This is a genomic window from Paraburkholderia sp. FW306-2-2C-D06C (assembly GCF_058781505.1).
This window is the reverse complement of sequence record NZ_JBYSWU010000004.1, coordinates 170,985-193,919: the sequence shown is the minus strand read 5'-3', so window position 1 is coordinate 193,919 and position 22,935 is coordinate 170,985. Positions and strand designations below refer to the sequence as shown.

General features: G+C 61.2%; 18 protein-coding genes. All 18 read right to left on the bottom strand.

Annotation, left to right across the window (positions count from 1 at the left end):
• Positions 1 to 46: 46 nt before the first annotated feature.
• Positions 47 to 898 (bottom strand): F0F1 ATP synthase subunit A, encoded by an 852-nt coding sequence (gene atpB / locus AC3WLT_RS04935; protein ID WP_492590794.1) that lies wholly within the window; start codon positions 896 to 898, stop codon positions 47 to 49.
• A gap of 161 nt (positions 899 to 1,059) precedes the next feature.
• Positions 1,060 to 1,605 carry an ATP synthase subunit I gene (locus AC3WLT_RS04930; RefSeq protein ID WP_492590793.1) on the bottom strand — a complete coding sequence of 182 codons (546 nt, stop codon included), beginning with the start codon at positions 1,603 to 1,605 and terminating at the stop codon, positions 1,060 to 1,062.
• Between the two features lie 917 nt (positions 1,606 to 2,522).
• Positions 2,523 to 3,410, bottom strand: a complete 888-nt coding sequence (locus AC3WLT_RS04925; protein ID WP_492590792.1) for a ParB/RepB/Spo0J family partition protein — start codon at positions 3,408 to 3,410, stop codon at positions 2,523 to 2,525.
• Positions 3,411 to 3,428: 18 nt separating this feature from the next.
• Entirely contained in the window at positions 3,429 to 4,220 is a 792-nt protein-coding gene (locus tag AC3WLT_RS04920; protein ID WP_492590791.1) for a ParA family protein, read from the bottom strand.
• A gap of 80 nt (positions 4,221 to 4,300) precedes the next feature.
• Positions 4,301 to 4,984 carry a 16S rRNA (guanine(527)-N(7))-methyltransferase RsmG gene (gene rsmG, locus AC3WLT_RS04915; protein ID WP_492590790.1) on the bottom strand — a complete coding sequence of 228 codons (684 nt, stop codon included), beginning with the start codon at positions 4,982 to 4,984 and terminating at the stop codon, positions 4,301 to 4,303.
• Positions 4,981 to 6,939, bottom strand: coding sequence for a tRNA uridine-5-carboxymethylaminomethyl(34) synthesis enzyme MnmG (mnmG, locus tag AC3WLT_RS04910; protein ID WP_492590789.1), 1,959 nt, complete (start codon positions 6,937 to 6,939; stop codon positions 4,981 to 4,983). Before mnmG ends, rsmG begins: the two co-directional genes overlap by 4 nt.
• Before the next feature lie 176 nt (positions 6,940 to 7,115).
• Positions 7,116 to 7,868, bottom strand: coding sequence for an ABC transporter ATP-binding protein (locus tag AC3WLT_RS04905; protein ID WP_492590788.1), 753 nt, complete (start codon positions 7,866 to 7,868; stop codon positions 7,116 to 7,118).
• Between the two features lie 11 nt (positions 7,869 to 7,879).
• Positions 7,880 to 9,664 (bottom strand): branched-chain amino acid ABC transporter ATP-binding protein/permease, encoded by a 1,785-nt coding sequence (locus AC3WLT_RS04900; RefSeq protein ID WP_492590787.1) that lies wholly within the window; start codon positions 9,662 to 9,664, stop codon positions 7,880 to 7,882.
• A gap of 4 nt (positions 9,665 to 9,668) precedes the next feature.
• A complete protein-coding gene (locus AC3WLT_RS04895; protein WP_492590786.1) occupies positions 9,669 to 10,724 on the bottom strand; it encodes a branched-chain amino acid ABC transporter permease in 1,056 nt (351 codons plus the stop codon).
• A 205-nt stretch (positions 10,725 to 10,929) separates the two neighbouring features.
• Positions 10,930 to 12,090, bottom strand: a complete 1,161-nt coding sequence (locus tag AC3WLT_RS04890) for an ABC transporter substrate-binding protein (RefSeq protein WP_492590785.1) — start codon at positions 12,088 to 12,090, stop codon at positions 10,930 to 10,932.
• A 443-nt stretch (positions 12,091 to 12,533) separates the two neighbouring features.
• Complete coding sequence (locus tag AC3WLT_RS04885; protein WP_492590784.1) at positions 12,534 to 13,700, bottom strand: ABC transporter substrate-binding protein; 1,167 nt, start codon at positions 13,698 to 13,700, stop codon at positions 12,534 to 12,536.
• Between the two features lie 496 nt (positions 13,701 to 14,196).
• A complete protein-coding gene (locus tag AC3WLT_RS04880; RefSeq protein WP_492590783.1) occupies positions 14,197 to 15,168 on the bottom strand; it encodes a branched-chain amino acid ABC transporter permease in 972 nt (323 codons plus the stop codon).
• On the bottom strand, positions 15,168 to 16,052 hold the full coding sequence (locus AC3WLT_RS04875) for a branched-chain amino acid ABC transporter permease (protein ID WP_492590782.1): 885 nt from the start codon (positions 16,050 to 16,052) through the stop codon (positions 15,168 to 15,170). The genes AC3WLT_RS04880 and AC3WLT_RS04875 overlap by 1 nt, the downstream gene beginning before the upstream one ends.
• A 191-nt stretch (positions 16,053 to 16,243) precedes the next feature.
• Positions 16,244 to 17,458 (bottom strand): ABC transporter substrate-binding protein, encoded by a 1,215-nt coding sequence (locus AC3WLT_RS04870; protein WP_492590781.1) that lies wholly within the window; start codon positions 17,456 to 17,458, stop codon positions 16,244 to 16,246.
• A gap of 53 nt (positions 17,459 to 17,511) precedes the next feature.
• Positions 17,512 to 18,270 (bottom strand): ABC transporter ATP-binding protein, encoded by a 759-nt coding sequence (locus tag AC3WLT_RS04865; protein ID WP_492590780.1) that lies wholly within the window; start codon positions 18,268 to 18,270, stop codon positions 17,512 to 17,514.
• Complete coding sequence (locus AC3WLT_RS04860) at positions 18,267 to 19,046, bottom strand: ABC transporter ATP-binding protein (RefSeq protein ID WP_097390772.1); 780 nt, start codon at positions 19,044 to 19,046, stop codon at positions 18,267 to 18,269. Before AC3WLT_RS04860 ends, AC3WLT_RS04865 begins: the two co-directional genes overlap by 4 nt.
• 327 nt (positions 19,047 to 19,373) lie before the next feature.
• On the bottom strand, positions 19,374 to 21,080 hold the full coding sequence (locus AC3WLT_RS04855) for a GMC family oxidoreductase (protein ID WP_492590779.1): 1,707 nt from the start codon (positions 21,078 to 21,080) through the stop codon (positions 19,374 to 19,376).
• A gap of 192 nt (positions 21,081 to 21,272) precedes the next feature.
• Complete coding sequence (locus tag AC3WLT_RS04850) at positions 21,273 to 22,811, bottom strand: CoA-acylating methylmalonate-semialdehyde dehydrogenase (RefSeq protein WP_492590778.1); 1,539 nt, start codon at positions 22,809 to 22,811, stop codon at positions 21,273 to 21,275.
• Between the last annotated feature and the right edge of the window lie 124 nt (positions 22,812 to 22,935).

Here is a 22,935-nt window from a genome sequence, read left to right as displayed (position 1 = left end):
GAACTGGGATTTAAAAAACTACGATTCTTTTGTCCGACGGCGCAGGTTAGTGCGTGTCGTGTGCCTGGCCGATGTACACCAGCGTCAGCATCATGAAAATGAACGCCTGCAGCAGAACGATCAGGATGTGGAAGATTGCCCACACGCTGCCGGCGATCACGTGGCCGATGAAGCCAAGCACCGTCGTGTCCGCGCCGAAGCTCCAGATGCTGCCGAGCAGGGCAATCAGCAGGAACAACAGTTCGCCCGCGTACATGTTGCCGAACAGCCGCATGCCGAGCGAGACCGTCTTCGCGACGAACTCGATGATGTTCAGTGCAAGGTTCGGGATCCACAGCAGCGGATGCGCGCCGAACGGAGCGGACAGCAGTTCATGCACGAAGCCGCCGGCGCCCTTGATCTTGAGGTTGTAGTAAATCATTAACGCGAACACACCGAGGGCGATGCCGAGCGTGCCGTTCAGATCGGCGGTCGGGACGATGCGGTGGTGCGGGATGGCTTCGGACAGACCCAGCCAGCCAATCACGTGGCCCGGCAGGTCGACAGGGATAAAGTCGAGCGCGTTCATCAGCGCGACCCAGACGAACACGGTCAGTGCCAGCGGTGCGATGAAGGTGCGCGTGCCGTGGATCATCGACTTCGATTGATCCTCGACCATTTCGACCAGCATTTCGATCGCGCATTGGAAACGGCCCGGCACGCCGGACGTCGCCTTGCGGGCAGCGAGATGCAGAATGAAGATGGTGGCCAGACCGCAAAAGATCGACCAGAAAAGGGTGTCCAGATTCCACACGTGAATGTCGAAAATCGACGTCTGGTGCGCGGTGGAAAAGTTCTGCAAGTGGTGCGCGATGTACTCGGACGGATCCATTGCGCGCGTGCCTTCGCTAGCTGCCATATCGTTAAAGCCACCCAAATTGTCGAAAATCGTTTTAGGCCGCTCCCGCCGCAATGCTGTATTGCGGGAACACGCCGGGTGCGGATCGTGTCATATCCGCACTCCTGTTGGCGGCGCTGCGCGCCAGCCTGAAATTTTGCTACTACTTTGTTGCTGCTACCTTAGCGCCACGCCAGGGCGATCCAGTACGTCTTGAGCGCGATGAGGTAGGTCACGAGCAGCGGCACCCAGCGTACGTCGTGATACCAGAAGGCGATGGCTACAAACATCGCGATCGTTGTCCCCATCTTGAGCGCTTCGCCGATCATCCAGCTCATCACCGTCTCGGCGCCGCTCAGCGTTCTAAGGCGTGCCGCGAACAACGCGCCCGGCACCCAGCAAATCGCTCCCCCCAGGAACGCGGACAGCGCAGCAGCGCCCGGCGGCTTGTAGAACAGCCACCACACCAGCGTAGCACCCAGGGACAAAACCATTTGCGCTGCCACGACCTTGGCAGGTGTGACGCGCGATGGACGACTCACATTGGGACCAAACAGCTTTTCAGCCTCGGCCCGCGTAAGCGGAACGATATTGTTATCTTGCTGCTCGACATCCCACGCATCACCAGGTGAAGCGTGCTGACCGGTGGACGCAACGGAAGCGGTGCGTTCAGCGGGGTGTTCGTCGTGCCCATTCTTCGGCGCTTGATTCGACGCTTTGACCGCCATCGCAGTGTTCCGAAAGTCTTGTTCCAGCCCGCGAGCTTACGCTGCGCTTACGGGGTTGCCGTGCAATTAAATCCGGGCGATTGTAAGCGATAGTTGCAGGCAATTCAAGACTTTAGGCCGTCCAATAAACCGCGTGAAACCGGCCTTCACCATACGGAAGCGGCATCTTCCCGCAGTGATTCACGGCAAATGTAAGGCGGTCGGGGGATGGCCAAATATGCGTGATGAGTTAAGCGGGTTCGACCCCGCAGATGCGTCGTTTCGACGCTATGACGTACGTCTCAAAAATGCAACAGAAGATGATTTTGGCGTGGCGCGGTGGACTTGCGCGACAGTTACGGGTAGCGCAATGCGGTGGGCGAATGCCGGCTCTCTCTACACAGCACGCGGTCACTGCGAACACGTTTTTGATGCCGCACGATGACGCCGCGCGGTTGCAGGACTTTCTGCGGCAGGGCTCTGCTCGCCTGCCCTGCTACGCTTAAATCATCCGCGGCATCGCGAACAACTCGCCGGCGCCGGATCGGAAAGCGGTCAACGAGGGATTCGACGTCGATACGGATCCAACGCGGGCGAGTGAAGAAGCATTCGCGCGATTGCCGAGTGGTCCCAGCATCCAGCGCTCGCCACCACACCATGCAGGGAGGCACCAGCGCTTACGTAGCGGCAAGGCGAAATGGCGCAACCAACCCTACCGCATCAGGAATCCTGACTATCTACCCGCCAGTTTTAAATTCAGGAATCCATCAGATATCAATATGGCTTGCAAATTAATTAGCGAGAGCGGCGAATGCTCAAGGTTGCGATTGCGGCCGCTGCGATGCACCTCCCGCCGCCGAACCGCTTGCGAACCCGATCTCCATCCAGACGATTCGCAAGCACGTTCAGCACGCTTCACATTCGACTCGCCATCGCGATCAGACCGTGGCGTTGCCGCGCAGCCGGACAAGAATGCCTTCCAGTGCATCCAGGTCGCCGAAATCCACCAGCACCTGGCCGCGGCCGCGCCGGCCGAGCTTGATCTTCACCGTCGCGGCGAGCAGATCGGACAATTCTTCTTCGAGGCGTCGCGTGTCGCGGCCGCCGTCCTGATTCGCGCGCGCCCTCACCGCCGGCGCCGCTTTGGTAGTCGCGGTTACCAGCTTTTCGGTTTCACGCACCGACATGCGTTTATTGACGACCTGGTTGGCCAGCGTGATCTGCGTCGCAGCGTCGACGGCCAGCAACGCGCGTGCGTGCCCCATGTCGAGGTCGCCGGCCAGGAGCATTGTTTGCACGGGCGACGCCAGGTTCAGCAAACGCAGCAGGTTCGAGACGGCGCTGCGCGAGCGGCCGACCGATTCAGCCGCCTGTTCATGCGTAAAGTTGAATTCATCGAGCAAGCGCTGAATGCCCTGCGCTTCTTCGAGCGGGTTCAGATCTTCACGCTGAATATTCTCGATCAGCGCCATCGCCGCAGCGGCCTGGTCCGGCACGTCCCTCACCAGCACCGGCACCTCGTCAAGGCCGGCGAGACGCGCCGCACGGAAACGCCGCTCACCGGCAATGATCTCGTACTTGTCCGCCGAAACCGGCCGAACGAGGATCGGCTGCATCAGCCCCTGCGCGCGGATGCTCGCGGCCAACTCCTGCAGCGCGCCTTCGTCCATGCGCGTTCGCGGCTGGTACTTGCCGGCCTGCAGTTTGCTGAGCGGCAGCACGTTGGGCGCGCCCTCAATCACCACTGCCTCGGTGATATCCGGACTGCCGCCGAGCAGTGCTTCCAGACCCCGGCCCAATCCCTTCTTTCTTGCTACTGCATTCATCGTGCTTCCTCGATCCGCTTAGGATGCCTGGTGCGCGTCGCTCAGTGCGCGCACCCGCTCAATCATTTCTGCGCCAAACTGCACATAGGCTTGCGCGCCGCGCGACGCCCGGTCGAACACCACGCCCGGCAAACCATAGCTGGGTGCTTCGGCAAGACGCACGTTGCGCGGGATCACCGCGTCGAACACCTTGTCGCCGAAATGCTCTTTCAGCTGATCGGAGACTTGCTGTTGCAGCGTGATACGCGGATCGAACATCACGCGCAGCAGGCCGATCACCTTCAGGTCCCGATTCAGGTTGGCGTGCACCTGCTTGATCGTGTTGACGAGGTCCGACAGGCCCTCGAGCGCGAAGTACTCACACTGCATCGGAATCACCACGCCGTGCGCGGCGCATAGGCCGTTGAGCGTGAGCAATGACAACGCCGGCGGGCAGTCGATCAGCACGAAATCGTATTCGCCCTCGACAACCGCCAGCGCGGCCTTCAATTGACGCTCGCGGTTCTGCACGCTGACCAACTCGACCTCGGCGCCAGCCAGCTCACGGTTGGCGGGCAACACGTCGTAGTTGACTGCGTCCGTCCGCATCCGCGCATCCGCTACCGATACGCCGTCCACGAGCACTTCATAGACGGTGTTCGCGCAAGCGGCCTTGTCGATGCCGCTGCCCATCGTGGCGTTGCCCTGCGGGTCCAGATCGATGAGAAGGACACGCTGTCCCTGCGCTGCCAAGCTCGCGGCCAGATTGACCGTTGTCGTCGTCTTGCCGACGCCGCCCTTCTGATTCGCAACGCAAAAGATTTTTGCCATTGTTGGTGTGTCCCTTTTGCTGCTTGAGTAAATTGAAAAGCGCTCTTGCTATTCGGTGCGTACCGGGTTACCGGCCGTTGTCAGTCCTCGGCATCCACCCGTACCTTGATTAAATGCCGTTCGGCGTCGAGTGACGGCACGTGCAGGCGGATGATCTCTTCCACGTGGGAGCCTGCCGGCAAGCGCTCAATCTCGCCGTCCGGACGCACGCCCTTCATCGCCCAGATCGCGCCCTGCTCCGCGACCAGGTGACGGGCCAGTGTAACGAAATCCGCGAGTTCTGCGAATGCGCGCGAGACGATTACGTCGAACTTTGCCGGTACTTCGGCGCGTGGCTGCAACGTTTCGACCCGGCCGGTAACAACCGACAGATTCGCCAGGCCGAGCTCGGCCTTGGCCTGAGCCTGAAAAGCCGTCTTCTTATGAACGATGTCGTTCACGGTGACAGTCCAGTCGGGCAGGACGATGGCCAGCACGATTCCCGGCAAGCCGCCGCCGGAACCCACGTCGAGGACAGAGGAAGGTCCACGCGTCGCAAGATGCGGCACGATCGACAGCGAATCGAGAATGTGCTGAATCAGCATTTGCCGCGGATCGCGGATCGCCGTCAGGTTGTAGACTGCATTCCACTTCGCCAGCAGGGCGACGTAGTCGAGCAGCTTGCCAAGTTGGGCGTCGCTTAGATCGAGGCCGAGTTCGCGGACGCCGTCCTCCAGCAAGGGTGCCAACGCCTCTGCTCCGCTTCCCTTCTGACGCACCGTCATTGCGTCACCGGCGTGCTGTCGGTGCCAGGTTCGGCCGGCTTCGTCGAACGACGCCCCAAGCCACGCTTCAAGTGAACCATCAAAAGCGAGATCGCCGCCGGCGTAATACCCGAGATGCGCGACGCCTGGCCGATGGTTTCCGGGCGGAATTGCGTCAGCTTCTGACGGGCTTCGAACGACAGCCCCCTGACTTCCGCGTAGTCCAATCCCTCCGGCAGACGCGTGCTTTCATGCGCCTCATTTCGCTCGATCTCACCGGCCTGGCGGTCGATATAGCCCTGATACTTGATGCCGATCTCGATCTGCTCCTTGATCTGGGCGAGCAGCACGTCGTCCTCGGCCAGCGTTTCGGGCGCGGCACACGTGCCGTCCCGCAAGCCGCAGACGCCGTCGTAGGTCACGCCCGGACGGCGCAGCAGATCAGCGAGACTGTATTCATGGTCGATCGGCTTGCCGAGCAGCGCTGTCGCTTCGTCGGCCGATAACGTCTTAGGATTAACCCACGTCGTGCGCAGACGTTCTGTTTCACGTGAAACAGCGTCGCGCTTGCGGCTGAATGCATCCCAGCGGACGTCATCGACAACCCCGAGTTCACGACCTATTTCTGTCAGACGCATATCCGCATTGTCTTCCCGCAAGCTCAGACGGTACTCAGCTCGGCTCGTGAACATCCGGTACGGTTCCGACACGCCGCGCGTCACCAAATCGTCGACCAAAACACCAAGGTACGCCTGATCGCGACGCGGACACCAAGCTTCCTTGCCCTGCACGTGCAAGCCGGCATTGATCCCGGCCAGCAGACCCTGCGCTGCCGCCTCTTCATACCCGGTCGTACCGTTGATCTGGCCGGCAAAGAACAGCCCGTTGATAACCTTGGTTTCCAGTGATGCCTTCAACCCGCGCGGATCGAAGTAATCGTATTCGATCGCGTAGCCGGGACGCAGGATGTGTGCGTGCTCCAACCCGCGCATCGAACGCACGAGTCCCAGCTGCACGTCGAACGGCAGGCTTGTCGAAATCCCGTTGGGATAGAACTCGTTGGTCGTCAGGCCTTCCGGTTCGAGGAAGATCTGATGCGATTCCTTCGATGCGAAGCGATGGATTTTGTCCTCAATCGAAGGACAGTAGCGCGGCCCCACCCCTTCGATGACGCCCGTGTACATCGGCGACCGGTCGAGCCCGCCACGGATGATGTCGTGCGTACGCTCGTTCGTATGCGTGACCCAGCACGGTACTTGCCGCGGATGCTGCTCGACGCGACCGAGAAACGAGAACACCGGTACCGGATCGAGATCGCCCGGCTGCTCTTCGAGCTTCGAGAAATCGATCGTGCGGCCGTCGATCCGCGGCGGCGTCCCTGTCTTCAGGCGGCCTTGGGGCAGCTTCAATTCCTTCAGCCGAGCCGACAACGACACCGAAGCCGGGTCGCCAGCGCGACCGCCGGTGTAGTTGTTCAAACCCACATGAATCTTGCCGTCGAGGAATGTACCAGCCGTCAGCACGACTGCGCGCGAGCGGAAACGAATGCCCACCTGCGTGACAGCCCCGACCACACGGTCGCCCTCGACCATCAGATCGTCGACGGCTTGCTGGAACAGCCACAAGTTCGGCTGATTCTCCAGACGATGCCGGATCGCCTGCTTGTACAGAAGACGGTCGGCCTGCGCGCGCGTCGCGCGAACAGCCGGACCCTTCGACGAATTGAGGATACGAAACTGGATTCCGCCCTCATCCGTCGCGGCCGCCATCGCACCGCCAAGCGCGTCGACTTCTTTCACCAGATGGCCCTTGCCAATGCCGCCAATGGACGGGTTACAGCTCATCTGACCGAGGGTTTCGATGTTATGCGTCAGCAGGAGGGTGGTATTGCCCATGCGCGCCGAGGCCAAGGCGGCTTCGGTGCCGGCATGGCCACCGCCGACGACGATTACGTCAAATTCTGTGGGAAAAAGCATCGCGGGATCTCACGCCAGATCGTCGCGTGAGCCTTTTAAAGGAAAATGTATGGGCGAATTATAGCGGGTTCGGTTTAGGCCCGAATTTCAACCGAATGGCTAATCATGAAAAAAGCGGTGTGTTTCACGTGAAACACACCGCTTCGAATGACAGCGAGGGAAACGCGCACCGGCGATTAAGCCACTTTCTTGGCCAACCCCAGATAGGTCTCGATAACACGTGGATTCTGCGCCAGGTCCGCCGCCGGCCCTTCTAGCGCCAGTTCCCCGGTTTCCAAAACATAGCCATAGTCGGAAATTTGCAGCGCAGCACGCGCATTCTGTTCGATCAGCAACGTCGCCACGCCTGTCTGCCGCAGCGCACTAATGATGTGAAAAATCTCTTTGACGATCAGCGGCGCCAAACCCAAGCTCGGTTCGTCGAGCATCAGCAAATCGGGTTTGCCCATCAGTGCGCGCCCAACCGCCAGCATCTGCCGCTCACCACCGGACAACGTCCCTGCCGCCTGCTTGCGGCGTTCCTTCAGCCGCGGAAACAGCGCAAAAACCGGTTCGAGCTGGTCGAGAAAGTTGCGCTCCCCTGCCCGCTTGCGCCGATACGCGCCGAGGACGAGATTGTCTTCAACTGTCATCGTCGAGAACAACTCGCGCTTTTCCGGCACCAGGCACATGCCGCGCGCCACCCGTTTTTCAACCGGCACCGCGCTAACGTCTTCACCCTGATAGCGAATTACGCCTTTGGCATGCCCGGTCGGTGGCAGGGCGCCCATGATCGCGTTGAGCAACGTGGACTTTCCCGCGCCGTTCGGACCGATCACCGAGACGATTTGCCCCGGCCGCACCTTGATCCCTGCGCCATGCAGCGCCTCGACCTTGCCATAGCGAACCGACAATCCATCGACGTCGAGAATGGGTGCAGCACCGTTCATTGTTGTCTCCATCATTCCACCCCGCCCAGATACGCTTCGAGCACGGCCGGATCCTGCTGCACGTCCTGCGGCAAGCCTTCCGCGATCCGAGTGCCGAATTCCATGACCACCAGGCGATCGGTCAGATTCATCACGAAATCCATATCGTGCTCGACCAGCAGCACACTCATCCCTTCGGCTTTGAGCCTGCGCAGCAAATCGGCCAGTTGCAGCTTTTCCTGATAACGCAAACCTGCGGCCGGTTCATCCAGCAGCAGCAGCGTCGGGTCACAGCACAGTGCACGAGCGATTTCGAGAATCCGCTGCTGCCCCAACGCCAGGCTGCCGGCTTCGTCGTACATATGCTGCTCGAGCCCGACGCGGCGAATCTGCCGGGCCGCTTCCGCCATCAGGCGTGCCTCTTCTGCGCCGTTCAGCCGCGCCACGCTGCGCCAAACGCCGGCCTGGCCGCGCAGATGCGCGCCGATTGCAACGTTCTCCAGCACCGTCATCCCCGGCAACAGCTTGACGTGCTGGAAGGTCCGGCCGATCCCCCGCTTGACGATTTCACGTGAACTCAGTGCATCGATCCGCTCGCCGCGGAATGTGATCTCACCGCTGGTCGCCTGCAACACACCGGTGACCAGGTTGAAGGTCGTGGATTTACCGGCGCCGTTCGGGCCGATCAGACCGATGATCTGCCCTGCTTTCACGTCGAAGCTGACGTCGTTCACCGCCACCAGTCCGCCGAACTGCTTGCGCGCTTTATTGACGGTCAGCAGCTCTTCACCGGCGGTCGGTTTGCTGCGCTGCGGCAGCGGATCCGCATGATCCGGCAGATGCGCGTGCGGCCCGCGCGGGAAAAAGCGCGCAACGAACGGCCACACACCTCGGCGAGCGTATTGCAACAACAGCACCATCAGGATGCCGAACACGATCACTTCAAAGTTGCCGTTTTCGCCGAGCAGCTTTGGCAGCAGCGTTTGCAGATAGTCTTGCAGCACGGTCAGGATCGCCGCGCCGAGCACGGCTCCCCAGACATGCGCCACGCCTCCCACCACCGCCATGAACAGAAACTCGATGCCGTGGTTCAGGCCAAACGGCGTCGGATTCACCGCGCGTTGCAGGTGCGCATACAGAAAGCCCGAGATCGACGCCAGCACCGCCGCATAGACGAAGATCACCACCCGCATCCACGCCGTGTTCACGCCCATCGCCTCGGCCATCAAGCCGCCGCCTCGCAGGGCGCGAATCGCCCGTCCCGGCCGGCTATTAAGCAGATTTTGAACAGACACGACCGCGCCGAGCACGACCAGCCAGATCAGGTAATAGATATGGCGGCCGGATTCCAGATTGATGCCAAAAACATTCAGTACCGGAATCCCATTGATGCCGTCGTACTTACCGAGCAGCTCCAGGTTGCCGAACAGATAGAACAGCGCGAGTCCCCAGGCAATTGTGCCGAGCGGCAGGAAGTGGCCCGACAGGCGCATCGTCACGAGTCCCAGCATCAGTGCTATCAACGCCGTTACCACCACGCCCGCGATCAGCGCGAACCACGGCGACACGCCGTAGCGTGTCGTCAGATAGGCGGTCGCGTACGCGCCGATGCCAACGAACGCCGCTTGCCCGAAGCTCGTCATCCCGCCAATTCCCGTCAACAGCACGAGACCGATCGCGACGATCGAATACAAGCCGATGTAGTTGAGCAACGTCACCCAGTATTCAGGCACATGGATCGGCTGCGGCATCACCGGCAGCACGAACAGCACCACGAGGAACAGCCAGAAGAACTTGTTTTGCATGATCCGTTTCATCGTGTCACTCCTCGTCCTCTTCGGCATGCGGGCTGGCAAGACTTCGCCACAGCAGCACCGGGATGATCAGCGTGAACACGATCACCTCCTTATAAGCGCTCGCCCAGAACGACGAATACGACTCCAGCAAGCCGACCAGAATCGAGCCGGCAGCCGCCAGCGGATAGCTGACCAGGCCGCCGATAATGGCGCCCACGAAGCCCTTCAAACCGATCAGGAAGCCCGAATCGTAGTAGATGGTGGTCAAGGGTGCGACGAGGATGCCGCACAGTGCACCGAGGGCCGCAGCCAGCGTGAACGCGAGACGCCCCGCTTGCGTGGTGCCGATACCGACCAGGCGCGCGCCGAGGCGATTCACCGACGTCGCGCGCAACGCCTTGCCGGAGATCGAGCGGTCGAAATACAAATACAGCGCGCCGATCAGCACCACGGCCGTGCCGACCACCCACAGACTCTGCCCGGAGATCGACAGGCTGCCGAGATTGAAGGTCGCATCGGAGAACGCCGTCGTGCGCGAGCCTTCCGCGCCGAACATCACGAGCCCGAGGCCGACCATCGCGAAGTGCACCGCCACCGCCACAATCAACAGCAGCAGCGTGGTCGCCTCCGCGATCGGCTCATAGGCGAGCCGGTAGACGAACGGTCCCATCGGAATCACGATCAGCAGCGTCAGCGCGATCTGCACGAGCATCGGCAGCGGCTGAAGGAAAACACCGCGCGTGAGCGCATACACGGCGATCGGAAACAGCAGATATTTGCCGACCAGCATCACCAGCGTGCGCGCGGCATGCCGGCGCCGTTCGGGATGCCACACCAGCCCCGCCGTCTCGACGACGAAACAGGCTGCGCCCATCGCCATCAGCAACCAGCACGTGGCCGGAAACTTTTGTGTCTGCAATGCGGCGAGCGTCAGCGCACCGTATGAAACAAACTCCCCCTGCGGGATAAAAATCACCCGCGTCACGGAGAACACCAGCACCAGCGCGAGCGCGAGCAGCGCGTAGATCGCGCCGGTGGTGATGCCGTCCTGCGCGAGGATCGCCGCAATTGATAGATCCATACTTCCTCGTCCTGAAGCGTCGAAATCGAAACTGGGAAGCCGTCGTGGCGGCACAGCCGGCGGCCGGCCATCGACCTGCAGTGCCCGAAAAGGCGACCGCCGCGCCGGAACGCGGCGCGGCGGTCGTTGCCATTGTCATCGAACAGAATGGCAGTGCGGCGTCAGCTGCCGCACGTTGCGCGAGAGGCGCGCACCGTTGTTGGCTTTAGTCGTTCTGCAGCTTCCACTTGCCGTCGACGATCTGCACGATCACGCGTGCACGCTTGTCGAGGCCGTTGTGGTCGGTCGTGGTGGTGTTCATGATGCCGTGCGCAACCGGCAATTCCTTGATGTTCTCGAGCGCTGCACGCAATGCGGCGCGGAATGCTTCGGTACCCGGCTGCGCGGTCTTCAGCGCTTCCGGAATCGCACGTTGCAGCATCTGGCCCGCGTCCCACGCGTGCCCGCCGAAGGTCGCCACCGAACCCGCGCCATACGCCTTTTCATAGGCCGCCTTGTACGCTTCCGACGACTTCTTCACAGGATTGGATTCCGGCAATTGGTCCGCTACGAGGATCGGGCCGGCGGGCAGCAATTCGCCTTCGCAATCCTTCGCACACACGCGCAGGAAGTCGTTATTGGCAACGCCGTGCGTCTGGTAGACCTTGCCCTTGTAACCACGCTCCTTGAGCGTCTTGGCAGGCAGCGCCGCCGGCGTGCCCGAGCCGGCGATCAGCACCGCGTCCGGGTTGGCGCCGATCGTCTTCAGCACCTGGCCGGTCACCGACGCATCGGTGCGGTTAAAGCGCTCGCCGGACACGATCTTCAGATGGTGCGCCGCGGCCGCCACAGTGAAGACGTTGTTCCAACTGTCGCCGTATGCATCCGCGAAGCCGATGAAACCGACCGTTTTCACGCCGTGATGCTCCATGTAGTCGGCGATCGCGTCGGCCATCAGGCTGTCGTTTTGCGGCGGCTTGAAGGCCCATGCGCGTTTCGCGTCCATCGGCGAAATGATCGCCGCCGACGCCGCCAGCGAAATCATCGGCGTCTTGCCTTCAGAAGCCGCGTCGAGCATCGCCAGCGAGTTCGGCGTGACGGTCGAGCCGATGATCACGTCGACGTGGTCTTCGTCGATCAGCTTGCGCGTGTTCTGCACGGCCTTGCCCGTGTCGGATGCATCGTCGAGCACGATGTATTGCACGGTCTTGCCGCCGATCTCTTTCGGCAGCAGCGCGATCGTATTCTTCTCAGGAATCCCGAGCGATGCGGCCGGCCCCGTGGTGGACAGCGTGACGCCGATTTTCACCTGCGCGAAAGCAGCGCCCGCGCCGCACATCAGCGCCATTGCGATGCCGGTGCGCACCCATTGCTTTGTCTTTTTCATTGCAAGTCTCCAAACGCTCTGAAGCGCGAATCTGTAATCCGGCTCACGAACCGGGTGTCTGAATCTAGTTATAGGGTTCAGGCATGCCAAGCATGGTTTTCCCTGCTCAGCGAGAACACCCTCGCCGCTTTCGTGCTACTCCCCTGCTGCGTATCGCTACTGCGATTTCATATGCGTACGTGCGCGACATACGTGATGTGCATGTGCGCACAAAACACTAATATGTTAGTAGTATTGCGTTCTGCATCATCCACGGTCAATAGACTCTCGCCCGAATGCGGGTTTGTCCTGAAGCTCGCTGCTTCCGTAGCGAATTCGCCGCTTATCCACAGTTGCTCCGCCATGCGCCACGCCCTGCACCGCCACGCCGCGCGCGGGCAATAAAAAAGACGCGTCAACTGCACGCGTCTTTTCTATTGGGTTCCGTATCGCTTCGCCTTCCCTCAGTCGCCGGACAGCTTCCACTTGCCGCCGACAATCTCCACCATCACGCGCGCCCGCTGGTCGAGGCCGGCGTGGTCGTTCGCGCTCATATTGAAGATGCCGTGCGACGCGGGCATGTCTTTGGTGCTTTCAAGTGCTGCACGCAGCGCTTCGCGGAACGCAGGAGTGCCAGGCTGCCCCTTCTTCAACGCCAGCGGAATCGCGCGTTGCAGCAGCAAGCCCGCGTCCCACGCGTGACCGCCGAAGGTCGAAACCGAGCCGCTGCCGTATGCGCCTTCGTATGCGCGCTTGTAGGCAAGCGCGGTTTTCTTCACCTGATTCGAGTCAGACAGCTGGTCGGCAACCAGCAACGGGCCGGCCGGCAGATAAGTGCCTTCGCAATCCTTGCCGCACACGCGCAGGAAGTCGTTATTGGCGACGCCATGCGTCTGATAGTACTTGCCCTTGTAGCCGCGCTCCTTGAGGGTTTTCTGCGGCAACGCGGCCGGCGTGCCCGCGCCGGCGATCAGCACCGCATCCGGATTCTGCGACATGATCTTCAGCACCTGGCCGGTGACTGACGCATCGTTACGCGCGAAGCGCTCGTTTGCGACGACCTTGATCCTGGCAAGATCGGCAGCCTTGCCGAATTCCTTGAACCAGCTTTCGCCGTAAGCGTCGGCAAACCCGATGAATGCGACTGTCTTCACGCCATGATTCGCCATGTGCTGCGCGATCGCGGTGGCCATCAGAATGTCGTTCTGGGGCGTCTTGAAGACCCAGGCGCGCTTCGCGTCCATCGGCTCGACGATGGTTGCGGCCGCAGCCATCGAGATCATCGGCGTGGTGCTTTCCGCGGCGACATCGATCATGGCGAGCGAATTCGGCACGACGGTCGAGCCGATCAGCGCGTCCACGTGATCTTCGCTGGTGAGCTTGCGCGCGTTCTTGACCGCCTGGGTCGAATCGGTGGCGTCGTCGAGCACGACGTAGTCGATTTTCTGGCCTGCCACTTCTTTGGGCAACAGCGCAATCGTGTTCTTTTCCGGAATACCGAGAGACGCGGCAGGGCCTGTTGCCGATACGGTGACGCCGATTTTCACGTCCGCGAATGCATGGCCGCTCCATGCCGCGGATACTCCGGTAACGACCAATGCCGCGCTCATCCAACGCAATGCCGACTTCATTCCGCTCCTCGATTTACCCCGTTATTCAATTGAATTTAAATCCGCGGATTTAAATCCCGACCCAGCGGTCGGTGAATAGCGAGTTTAGCGGAGCAGACCCGCGCGCTGCAAGCGTTTTGCAGGGTATCGGCGTTTGAAACGGGGAGTTGTCCGGTGAATAAAAGAGCCACCGAATTAGCGGAAGATTTGAATAGCGCTTGATGAAAAGCCAAATAAAAAGCGCTGTCGGATATCAATCCGACAGCGCTTTCGTCTGGGCACTGAGTGCCTCATTGTCTCCTCGTTCTCCACCTGCAAAATTCGTGGTGCTTCAGAACTGCATGAAGGTTAAACGAGCACCTGGCCCTCTACAACTAGCAATTACCCTAGTGGTGCACTGCGGCACCGATTTGGGGCGCGCTTCGCGCTAACCGGGCGCGGCAGCCATCCGCCGGCGGCGCTCGCAATCTTAGGCAATTTATGTCGGATCCCGAATCAATTTCGAACGTCGCGTGTTTCAGGCCCTCAATGGCCGCACACGCGCGATGATCTCGCCGACAATGCCGCGCCGGAACGCCAGCACGCAGGCGATGAAAATCACGCCCGTCACAATGGTCACGGATTCGCCCAACGACCGAAACCATTCGATGCCCGTCGACGACGCCAGCGCCCCGCCGATATCGCCCAGCCGGTCTTCGAGCGCGACGATCAGCGCGGCGCCGAGCAGCGGTCCGAACAGCGTGCCCATGCCGCCGACCAGCGTCATCAGGACCACCAGCCCGGACATGGTCCAGTACGCATCGCTCAAGGTCTCGAAACCCTGCACCAGCACCTTCAGCGAACCCGCAAGGCCGGCGAGCCCCGCCGACAGAATGAACGCCAGCAGCTTGAAGCGATCGGTATCGTAGCCGAGCGACACAGCGCGCGGCTCGTTTTCCTTGATCGCCACCAGCACCTGACCAAACGGCGAATGCACGATCCGCACGATCAGCAGGAACGCCGCCACCATCACGGCGAGCACGACAAAGTACAGCGTCACGTCGGACGACAGATCCAGCACGCCGAACAGCTTACCGCGCGGCACGCCTTGAAGACCGTCCTCGCCGTGCGTGAACGGCGCTTGCAGGAACACGAAGTAGACCATCTGGGCGAGCGCCAGCGTCACCATCGCGAAGTAGATGCCCTGCCGGCGGATCGCGAAGAAGCCGACGATCAGGCCGAGCAACGTTGCCGACGCCGTGCCGGCCAGCACGCCGAGTTCCGGCGAGAGACCGAGCGTCTGCATCGCATAGCCGGTGGTGTAGCCGGCCGAGGCGAGAAACATCGCGTGACCGAACGACAGCAAACCGGTATAGCCGATCAACAGATTGAACGCGGCCGCGAACAGCGCGAAGCACATCACCTTCATCACGAACAGCGGATAGATGCCGAGCACGGGCACCGCGAGGAGCACGAGCAGCAGCAGACCGTAGAGCGCTTTTCTCTGCATCATTTTTCCTTGCCGAAGAGACCCGCCGGGCGCACCAGCAACACGAGCGCCATGATGACGAAGACGACGGTGGCCGACGCTTCCGGGTAAAACACGCGCGTCAGCCCTTCGATCACGCCGAGCAACAGGCCGGTAAGAATCGAGCCCATGATCGAACCCATCCCGCCTATCACGACCACCGCGAACACGGTGATGATCATCGGCTGGCCCATCAGCGGCGAGACCTGGATCACCGGTGCGGCGAGTACCCCGGCGAACGCCGCGAGCGCGACGCCGAAGCCGTAGGTGAGCGTGATCATCAGCGGCACGTTGATGCCGAACGCCTCGACCAGTTTCGGGTTCTCGGTGCCCGCGCGCAGATAGGCGCCAAGGCGCGTCTTCTCGATCACGAACCACGTCGCGAAGCAGACCGCCAGCGAGGCCACCACGACCCACGCGCGATAGTTCGGCAGGAACATGAAGCCGAGATTGGTCGCGCCGGAGAGCGCCGACGGCACGTCGTACGGCTGGCCGGAAGATCCGTAGATCGAGCGGAACACGCCTTCCACGACGAGCGTGAGTCCGAATGTGAGCAGGAGCCCGTACAGATGATCGAGCTTGTACAGCCAGCGCAGCATCGAGCGCTCGATCAAGACGCCGAACAGGCCGACGACCAGCGGCGCGAGCACCAGCATCGTCCAATACGGCAGACCGAAGTACGAGAAGCCCATCCACGCGAGCATCGCGCCGAGCATGAACAACGCGCCGTGCGCGAAGTTGATCACGTTGAGCAAGCCGAAGATCACCGCAAGGCCGAGGCTCAGAATCGCGTAGAACGAGCCGTTCACGAGCCCCAGCAGCAGCTGGCTCAGCATTGCCGGTAGCGGAACGCCAAAGATTTCCATTGAAGCCTTAACCCATCGCCAAGGTGAGATCGGTTACGCACGATCCGGCCGGCGCGCGATCGACAGAAACTGCGCTGCTCGCGCGCGGCATGTGAAACGGTTTGCCGCCCGGCCGCCCACGCAACGACATGCCACGTGCAAAGCGCGATGCATGTCGTTGCGCGGGCCGGCAGACGGCCTTCAGTCCGCGCTTATTTCCACAGCGCGCAGCGCGTTTCCGTCTTGGTGGTGAACGCCTGCTCGCCGGGGATCGTCGCGGTGATCTTGTAGTAGTCCCACGGTTCTTTGGATTCCGCCGGCGTCTTCACCTGCATCAGGTACATGTCGTGGATCATGCTGCCGTCCTGACGGATGTAGCCCTTCGCAAAGAAGTCGTCGACCTTCGTCTTCTTCAGTTGCGCCATCACCTTGTCGGAATCGGTCGAGCCGACTGCCTGCACTGCCTTCAGGTAGGTCATGGTCGCCGAGTAGTCGGCGGCCTGCAGGCTCGACGGCATCTTGCGCATCTTGTCGAAGTAACGCTGCGACCACTTGCGCGTGTTGGCGTCCCTGTTCCAGTACCAGCTGTCGGTCAGCACGAGGCCTTGCGTGGTTTCCAGACCCAGGCTGTGGATATCGTTGATGAACACCAGCAATGCGGCGAGCTTCATCGACTTCGTGATGCCGAATTCCTTCGCCGCCTTGATCGCGTTGATCGTGTCGCCGCCTGCGTTGGCAAGGCCCAGAATCTGCGCCTTCGATGCCTGCGCCTGCAACAGGAACGACGAGAAGTCAGACGCCGACAGCGGATGACGCACCTCGCCCAGCACCTGGCCGCCGCTCGCTTTCACCACATCGGCGGTATTCTTTTCGAGCGCCTTGCCGAACGCGTAGTCAGCGGTCAGGAAGTACCACGTCTTGCCGCCCTGCTTCGTCACCGCCGAGCCCGTGCCCTTGGCGAGCGCCGTCGTGTCGTACGCATAGTGGATCGTGTACGGCGTGCATTGCTCGTTGGTCAGGGTGTCGGCGCCCGCGCCGATGCTGATGTAAACCTTCTTCTTTTCAGCGGCAACCGTGTTCATCGACAAGGCGGTTGCCGAGTTCGTGCCGCCGATCAGCAGATCGACGCCGTCGCGATCGAACCACTCACGCGCGCGCGATGCCGCAATGTCCGCCTTGTTCTGGTGATCGGCATAGACCACCGTGACCGGCTTGCCGTTGACCTTGCCGCCGAAGTCCGCGACCGCCATGCGGATCGCTTCGAGGCCGCCCTGGCCGTCGATATCCCCGTACAGACCCGACATGTCGGTGATGAAGCCGATCTTCACGGCATCGTCAGCGGCCTGCGCACTGCCCATCGACAAAGCGGCGCCGGCGGCAACCGCGAAACAAAGTGTGGCTAGGCGCGCGATTGGGTTCTTCTTCATTCCTGTCTCCTGGTTTCCTGGCTTGTGGTTATCAGAGGCAATCGGACGCTTTTTTATACGCCCAGTAGATCGTGCAGTACCGGCATCTTGCTTTCGAGTTCGCTGGCCTCGAAGTGTTCGACGATGCCGCCATGCTCCATCACGTAGAAACGATCGGCGAGCGGCGCGGCAAAGCGGAAATTCTGTTCGACCATCACGACCGTGTAGCCGCGCCCCTTGAGCGTGACGATCATGCGCGCGAGTGCTTGCACGATGACGGGCGCAAGGCCTTCCGAGATTTCGTCGAGCAAAAGGAGGCTCGCGCCGGTGCGCAGAATGCGTGCGACCGCCAGCATCTGCTGCTCGCCGCCCGACAGACGCGTGCCCTGGCTCATGCGGCGTTCGTACAGGTTCGGAAACATCGAATAGATTTCTTCGAGCGACATCATGTGCGCCTTGTCGCCGACGGGCGGCGGCAGCAGCAGGTTTTCCTCACACGACAGGCTCGAAAAAATCCCGCGCTCTTCCGGGCAATAACCGATGCCGCAATGCGCAATGCGATGCGTGGGCAGATGGATGGTTTCGCGCCCGCCGATGCGGATCGAGCCGGTGCGGCGGCCAGTGAGCCCCATGATCGCGCGCAGCGTCGTAGTGCGGCCCGCGCCGTTGCGGCCGAGCAGCGTGACGACTTCCCCACGGTTCACCGTCAGGTCGACGCCGTGCAGGATGTGGGATTCCCCGTACCACGCTTGCAGACCCGCAATTTCCAGCGCAGGCGCGCCGCCGGCTGTGTCGCTCACTTCGAGGCTTTCGCGCTCGGCAATCGTATTCATGCGTGGGCTCCGGCGAGCGCCGCGTCGGCGCTGCCCATGTAGGCTTGCATCACGAGCGGATTCTTCGAGACTTCGGCGTAGCTGCCTTCGGCGAGCACTTCACCACGTTGCAGCACGGTAATTGTGTCGGAAATGCCGGCAATCACGTTCATGTTGTGCTCGACCATCAGAATGGTGCGGCCGCTCGATACTTTTTTGATCAACGCCGTGACGCGATCGACGTCTTCATGGCCCATGCCTTGCGTAGGCTCGTCGAGCAGCATCAATTCCGGTTCCATCGCGAGCGTAGTGGCGATCTCCAGCGCCCGCTTGCGGCCATAGGACAGTTCTACTGTCAGCACGTCGGCGAAATCGGTCAATCCGACCTGCGTGAGCAAGTCCATGGCGCGGTCGTCGAGTTGGCGCAGCGTACGCTCGCTTTTCCAGAAATGAAACGCGGTGCCGAGCACGCGTTGCAGACCGATACGCACGTTCTGCAATGCTGTCAGATGTGGAAATACGGCGGAAATCTGGAACGACCGGATGATGCCGCGCCGTGCGATCTGCGCCGGCCGTTCGTTGGTGATATCGATGCCGTTAAAGACGATCTGACCCGCCGTCGGTTCGAGGAATTTGGTGAGCAGATTGAAGCAGGTGGTCTTGCCCGCTCCATTTGGGCCGATCAGCGCATGGATCGAGCCACGGCGCACGCGCAGATTCACCCCGTTCACGGCGATGAAGCCTTTGAACTCGCGGGTGAGGCCGCGTGTTTCGAGAATCGTATCGCCGAGAATCATGTTCCCTTCCATACGGAGTAAGGCGAAGCACTACGATCTTCCGCGCGAACCGCTGCGCGACGTTTGATGACGGCGGCAACCCCGTGCCGCTCGTTGGCGTGCTGCACCAATCCGGACGGTAATCCATGGCGCCACACGCAGCATGGGTGCCATTGTCGCGCCAATGATGCAGCGCATTCATTGGGATTTGCACTTAGTGGGCGGCGCCCGTTTTATGCACGCGCGAGGGGCCGCTGAGGCCCGCGGCGGCTTCGCGGCGCCTCGCCGCCATGCTCGCTGTCGCCCCTGGTTGTCTTGCGGGATCTCTTATTGGGCTCTTATTGATTGTCACACCGCGGACATCGAAGGCGAAGCGTTCGTCTGCGTTACAGCATTGCCGGCCACGCGGCTGCGACGATCCTCGCGGATCATGTCGCTGGCGCGCTCGGCGATCATCAGGGTCGGCGAGTTGGTGTTGCCCGACGTGATAGCGGGCATGACTGATGCATCGACAACGCGCAGACCGTCAACACCGATTACTCGTAACCGGTTGTCGACCACGGCGTCCGGATCGTCGCTCAAACCCATGCGGCAGGTACCGACCGGGTGAAAGATGGTCGTCCCGACCGCGCCCGCGGCCTGCTGAAGCTCCTCTTCGGTCTGAAACTGGACGCCGGGCAAGATCTCTTGCGGCCGATAGCGCGCGAGAGCAGGCGCCGCGGCGATGCGGCGCGTGAGACGCAGCGCGTTGGCGGCGACGTGCCGGTCGTAATCGGTCGACAAATAGTTCGGCGCGATCAACGGCGGCGCAGAAGGATCGGCCGACTCGATGTGAATGCTGCCGCGCGAAGTCGGTCGCAACTGGCACACCGACGCGGTGAACGCGTTGAAGCGATGCAGCGGTTCGCCGAAACGATCGAGCGAAAGCGGCTGCACGTGGTATTCGAGGTCGGGGCGCGTGAGCGAGCGATCGTCCGGATCGGATTTGGCGAACGCACCGAGTTGCGACGGCGACATCGACATGGGACCGCTTTGAAAGAGTGCGTACTGCATTCCGATCATGAGCTTGCCCCACCAATGCGCGGACGCGGTGTTGAGCGTACGCACGCCGTCGACCTTGTAGGCCATGCGCAACTGCAAATGGTCCTGCAGATTTTCGCCGACACCACGCAGATCCTTGACGACGTCGATGCCCAGATTCTGCAGACGTGCGCCGTTGCCGATGCCGGACAATTCCAGCAATTGCGGCGAGTTGACTGCGCCTGAGCTGAGGATCACCTCACAGCGGGCCTTGGCCAGATAGTCCGTGTTATCGCCGCGATATTCGACGCCGGTGCAGCGGCGTCCTTCGAACACGACGCGTTGCGTGTGTGCACCGGTGATGATGGTGAGATTCGGACGCTTGAGCGCCGGACGCAGGAATGCTTTCGATGCGTTCCAACGGATGCCGCGTTTCTGATTGACGTCGAAGTAGCCGACGCCGGTGTTGTCGCCGCGGTTGAAGTCATCGGTGGCGGGGATGCCGGTTTGCTGCGCGGCTTTCGAGAACTCTTCGAGAATTTTCCATTTGAGGCGTTGTTTTTCGACGCGCCATGGGCCGCCTGCTCCATGCGATTCGGACGCGCCGGCGTAGTGGTCTTCGCTGCGTTTGAAGATGGGGAGCACCGAGGTCCAGGACCAGGAGGCGTCGTTGGTGACCCGAGCCCATTCATCGTAGTCCTCGCGCTGACCGCGCATGTAGATCATGCCGTTTATCGATGAGCTGCCGCCTAATACCCTGCCTCTCGGATATGACAGGGAGCGGCCGTTCAGGCCAGGTTCCGGTTGGGTTTTATAGAGCCAGTCTGTGCGAGGGTTGCCTATGCAGTAGAGGTAGCCTACCGGCACGTGGATCCAGTGGTAGTCGTCTTTGCCGCCGGCTTCCAATAGGAGAACCTGTATTTCCGGGTCCTCGGTCAGGCGGTTGGCTAACACGCAACCTGCCGTGCCGGCGCCGACTATGATGTAGTCGAATTCGCCTTCCACGCGACGGGTGGTTTTTGTTGTGGTCATCATTTTGTCTCCTAAGCTTTTTTGCTGCCCGGCGGCCTGGCTGCCTGGTTGTCTCTGTGCCTATGGCGTTGGCCTTTCCTTTCTTTTTGGTTCATCGGCGTTACCTCTTGCGGGGCGACACTCATGAACCAACAACAAAGCAAGGAAAGGTCAACGCCATAGGCGAACAAACCATAGCGCCGCGGAGGCAAAAAATTACTTGGCTACAGGCATGGTGAACTCAGCCCCCTTCCCGATACTATCGGGCCACCTCTGCATGATGCTCTTATACCTCGTATAAAACCGAACCCCCTCTTCCCCATAGGCATGGTGATCACCAAATAGAGACCTCTTCCATCCACCAAAAGAATGCCAGGCCATCGGCACGGGAATAGGCACATTAATCCCGACCATACCGATCTGGATCTGCCGCGAAAACGCCCGGGCAACGCCGCCATCGGAGGTAAACAACGCGACCCCATTAGCGAACTCATTCGCGTTGATGAGTTCCACCGCGGAAGCAAAGTCGGGCACCCGCACCACACACAACACGGGTCCGAAAATCTCTTCGCGGTAAATCTTCATGTCCGTGGAAACATCGTCGAACAAGGTGCCGCCGAGAAAGAAACCCTTCTCATGACCGGCCACCTGATGCCCACGTCCATCGACCACCAGCTTCGCGCCGGCAGCCACCCCGGCCTCGATATATCCAGTCACCTTCTCCCGATGCGCCGCCGTCACCAACGGCCCCATCTCGGCTTCCGATTCCATGCCGTTGAGAATCTTCAGGCCCTTCACCCGCGGCGTCAGGCGCTCGATCAACGCATCGGCGATATGCCCGACCGCAACGGCCACCGAAATCGCCATGCAGCGCTCGCCAGCGGAACCATACGCAGCGCCGATCAACGCGTCGACGGCCTGGTCGAGATCCGCATCCGGCATCACCACCAGATGATTCTTCGCACCGCCCAAAGCCTGTACGCGCTTGCCGCGTTTCGTGCCTTCGGTGTAGATGTACTCGGCAATCGGCGTCGAGCCGACGAACGACAACGCGCTCACGTCCGGATGCGCAAGCAACGCATCGACCGCAACCTTGTCGCCATGCACGACGTTGAACACGCCATCCGGCAAACCGGCTTCTCTCAACAATTCAGCCAGCCGGTTCGATGCTGACGGATCGCGCTCGGACGGCTTCAGCACGAACGTGTTGCCGCATGCGATCGCCACCGGGAACATCCAGCACGGCACCATCATCGGGAAATTGAACGGCGTAATGCCGGCGACGACACCCAGCGGCTGACGCAAATTCCAGTTGTCGATGCCGCCGCCAATCTGGTCGGTAAAGTCGGTCTTCAGCAGATTCGGAATACCGCACGCGAACTCGACGATTTCGATGCCGCGCATCACTTCGCCCTTCGCGTCTGAAAACACCTTGCCGTGCTCGCGCGTAATCAGTTCGGCGAGTTCGTCGTGATGACGATCGAGCAATTCCTTGAATTTGAATAACACGCGCGCCCGCTTGATTGGCGCCGTTTCGCTCCAGGCGGGAAAGGCAGCCTTGGCGGCGGCGACGGCGGCATCCACTTCGGCGACGCTCGCCAGCGGTACGCGCGCGCTCACATTGCCAACCGCCGGATTGAAGACGTCGCCGAAACGCCCGCTCGTGCCCTCGGTCGTCTTGCCGTTGATGAAATGAGTCAGCGCGCGTGCGCTCGTCTCGCTCCGAAGCGTCTCGTCCTGATATGTCTCGCTCATTTTTTTCCCTCGTCCTGTGAAGTTGTTCGCCTGCCGCAAACAGTGCGATGAGCCAAAGATTACGGCGCTTCGGGGCCACAAATCCAATGAGTAATGCTCAACTGCGCTATAAGCCGCGCTAATA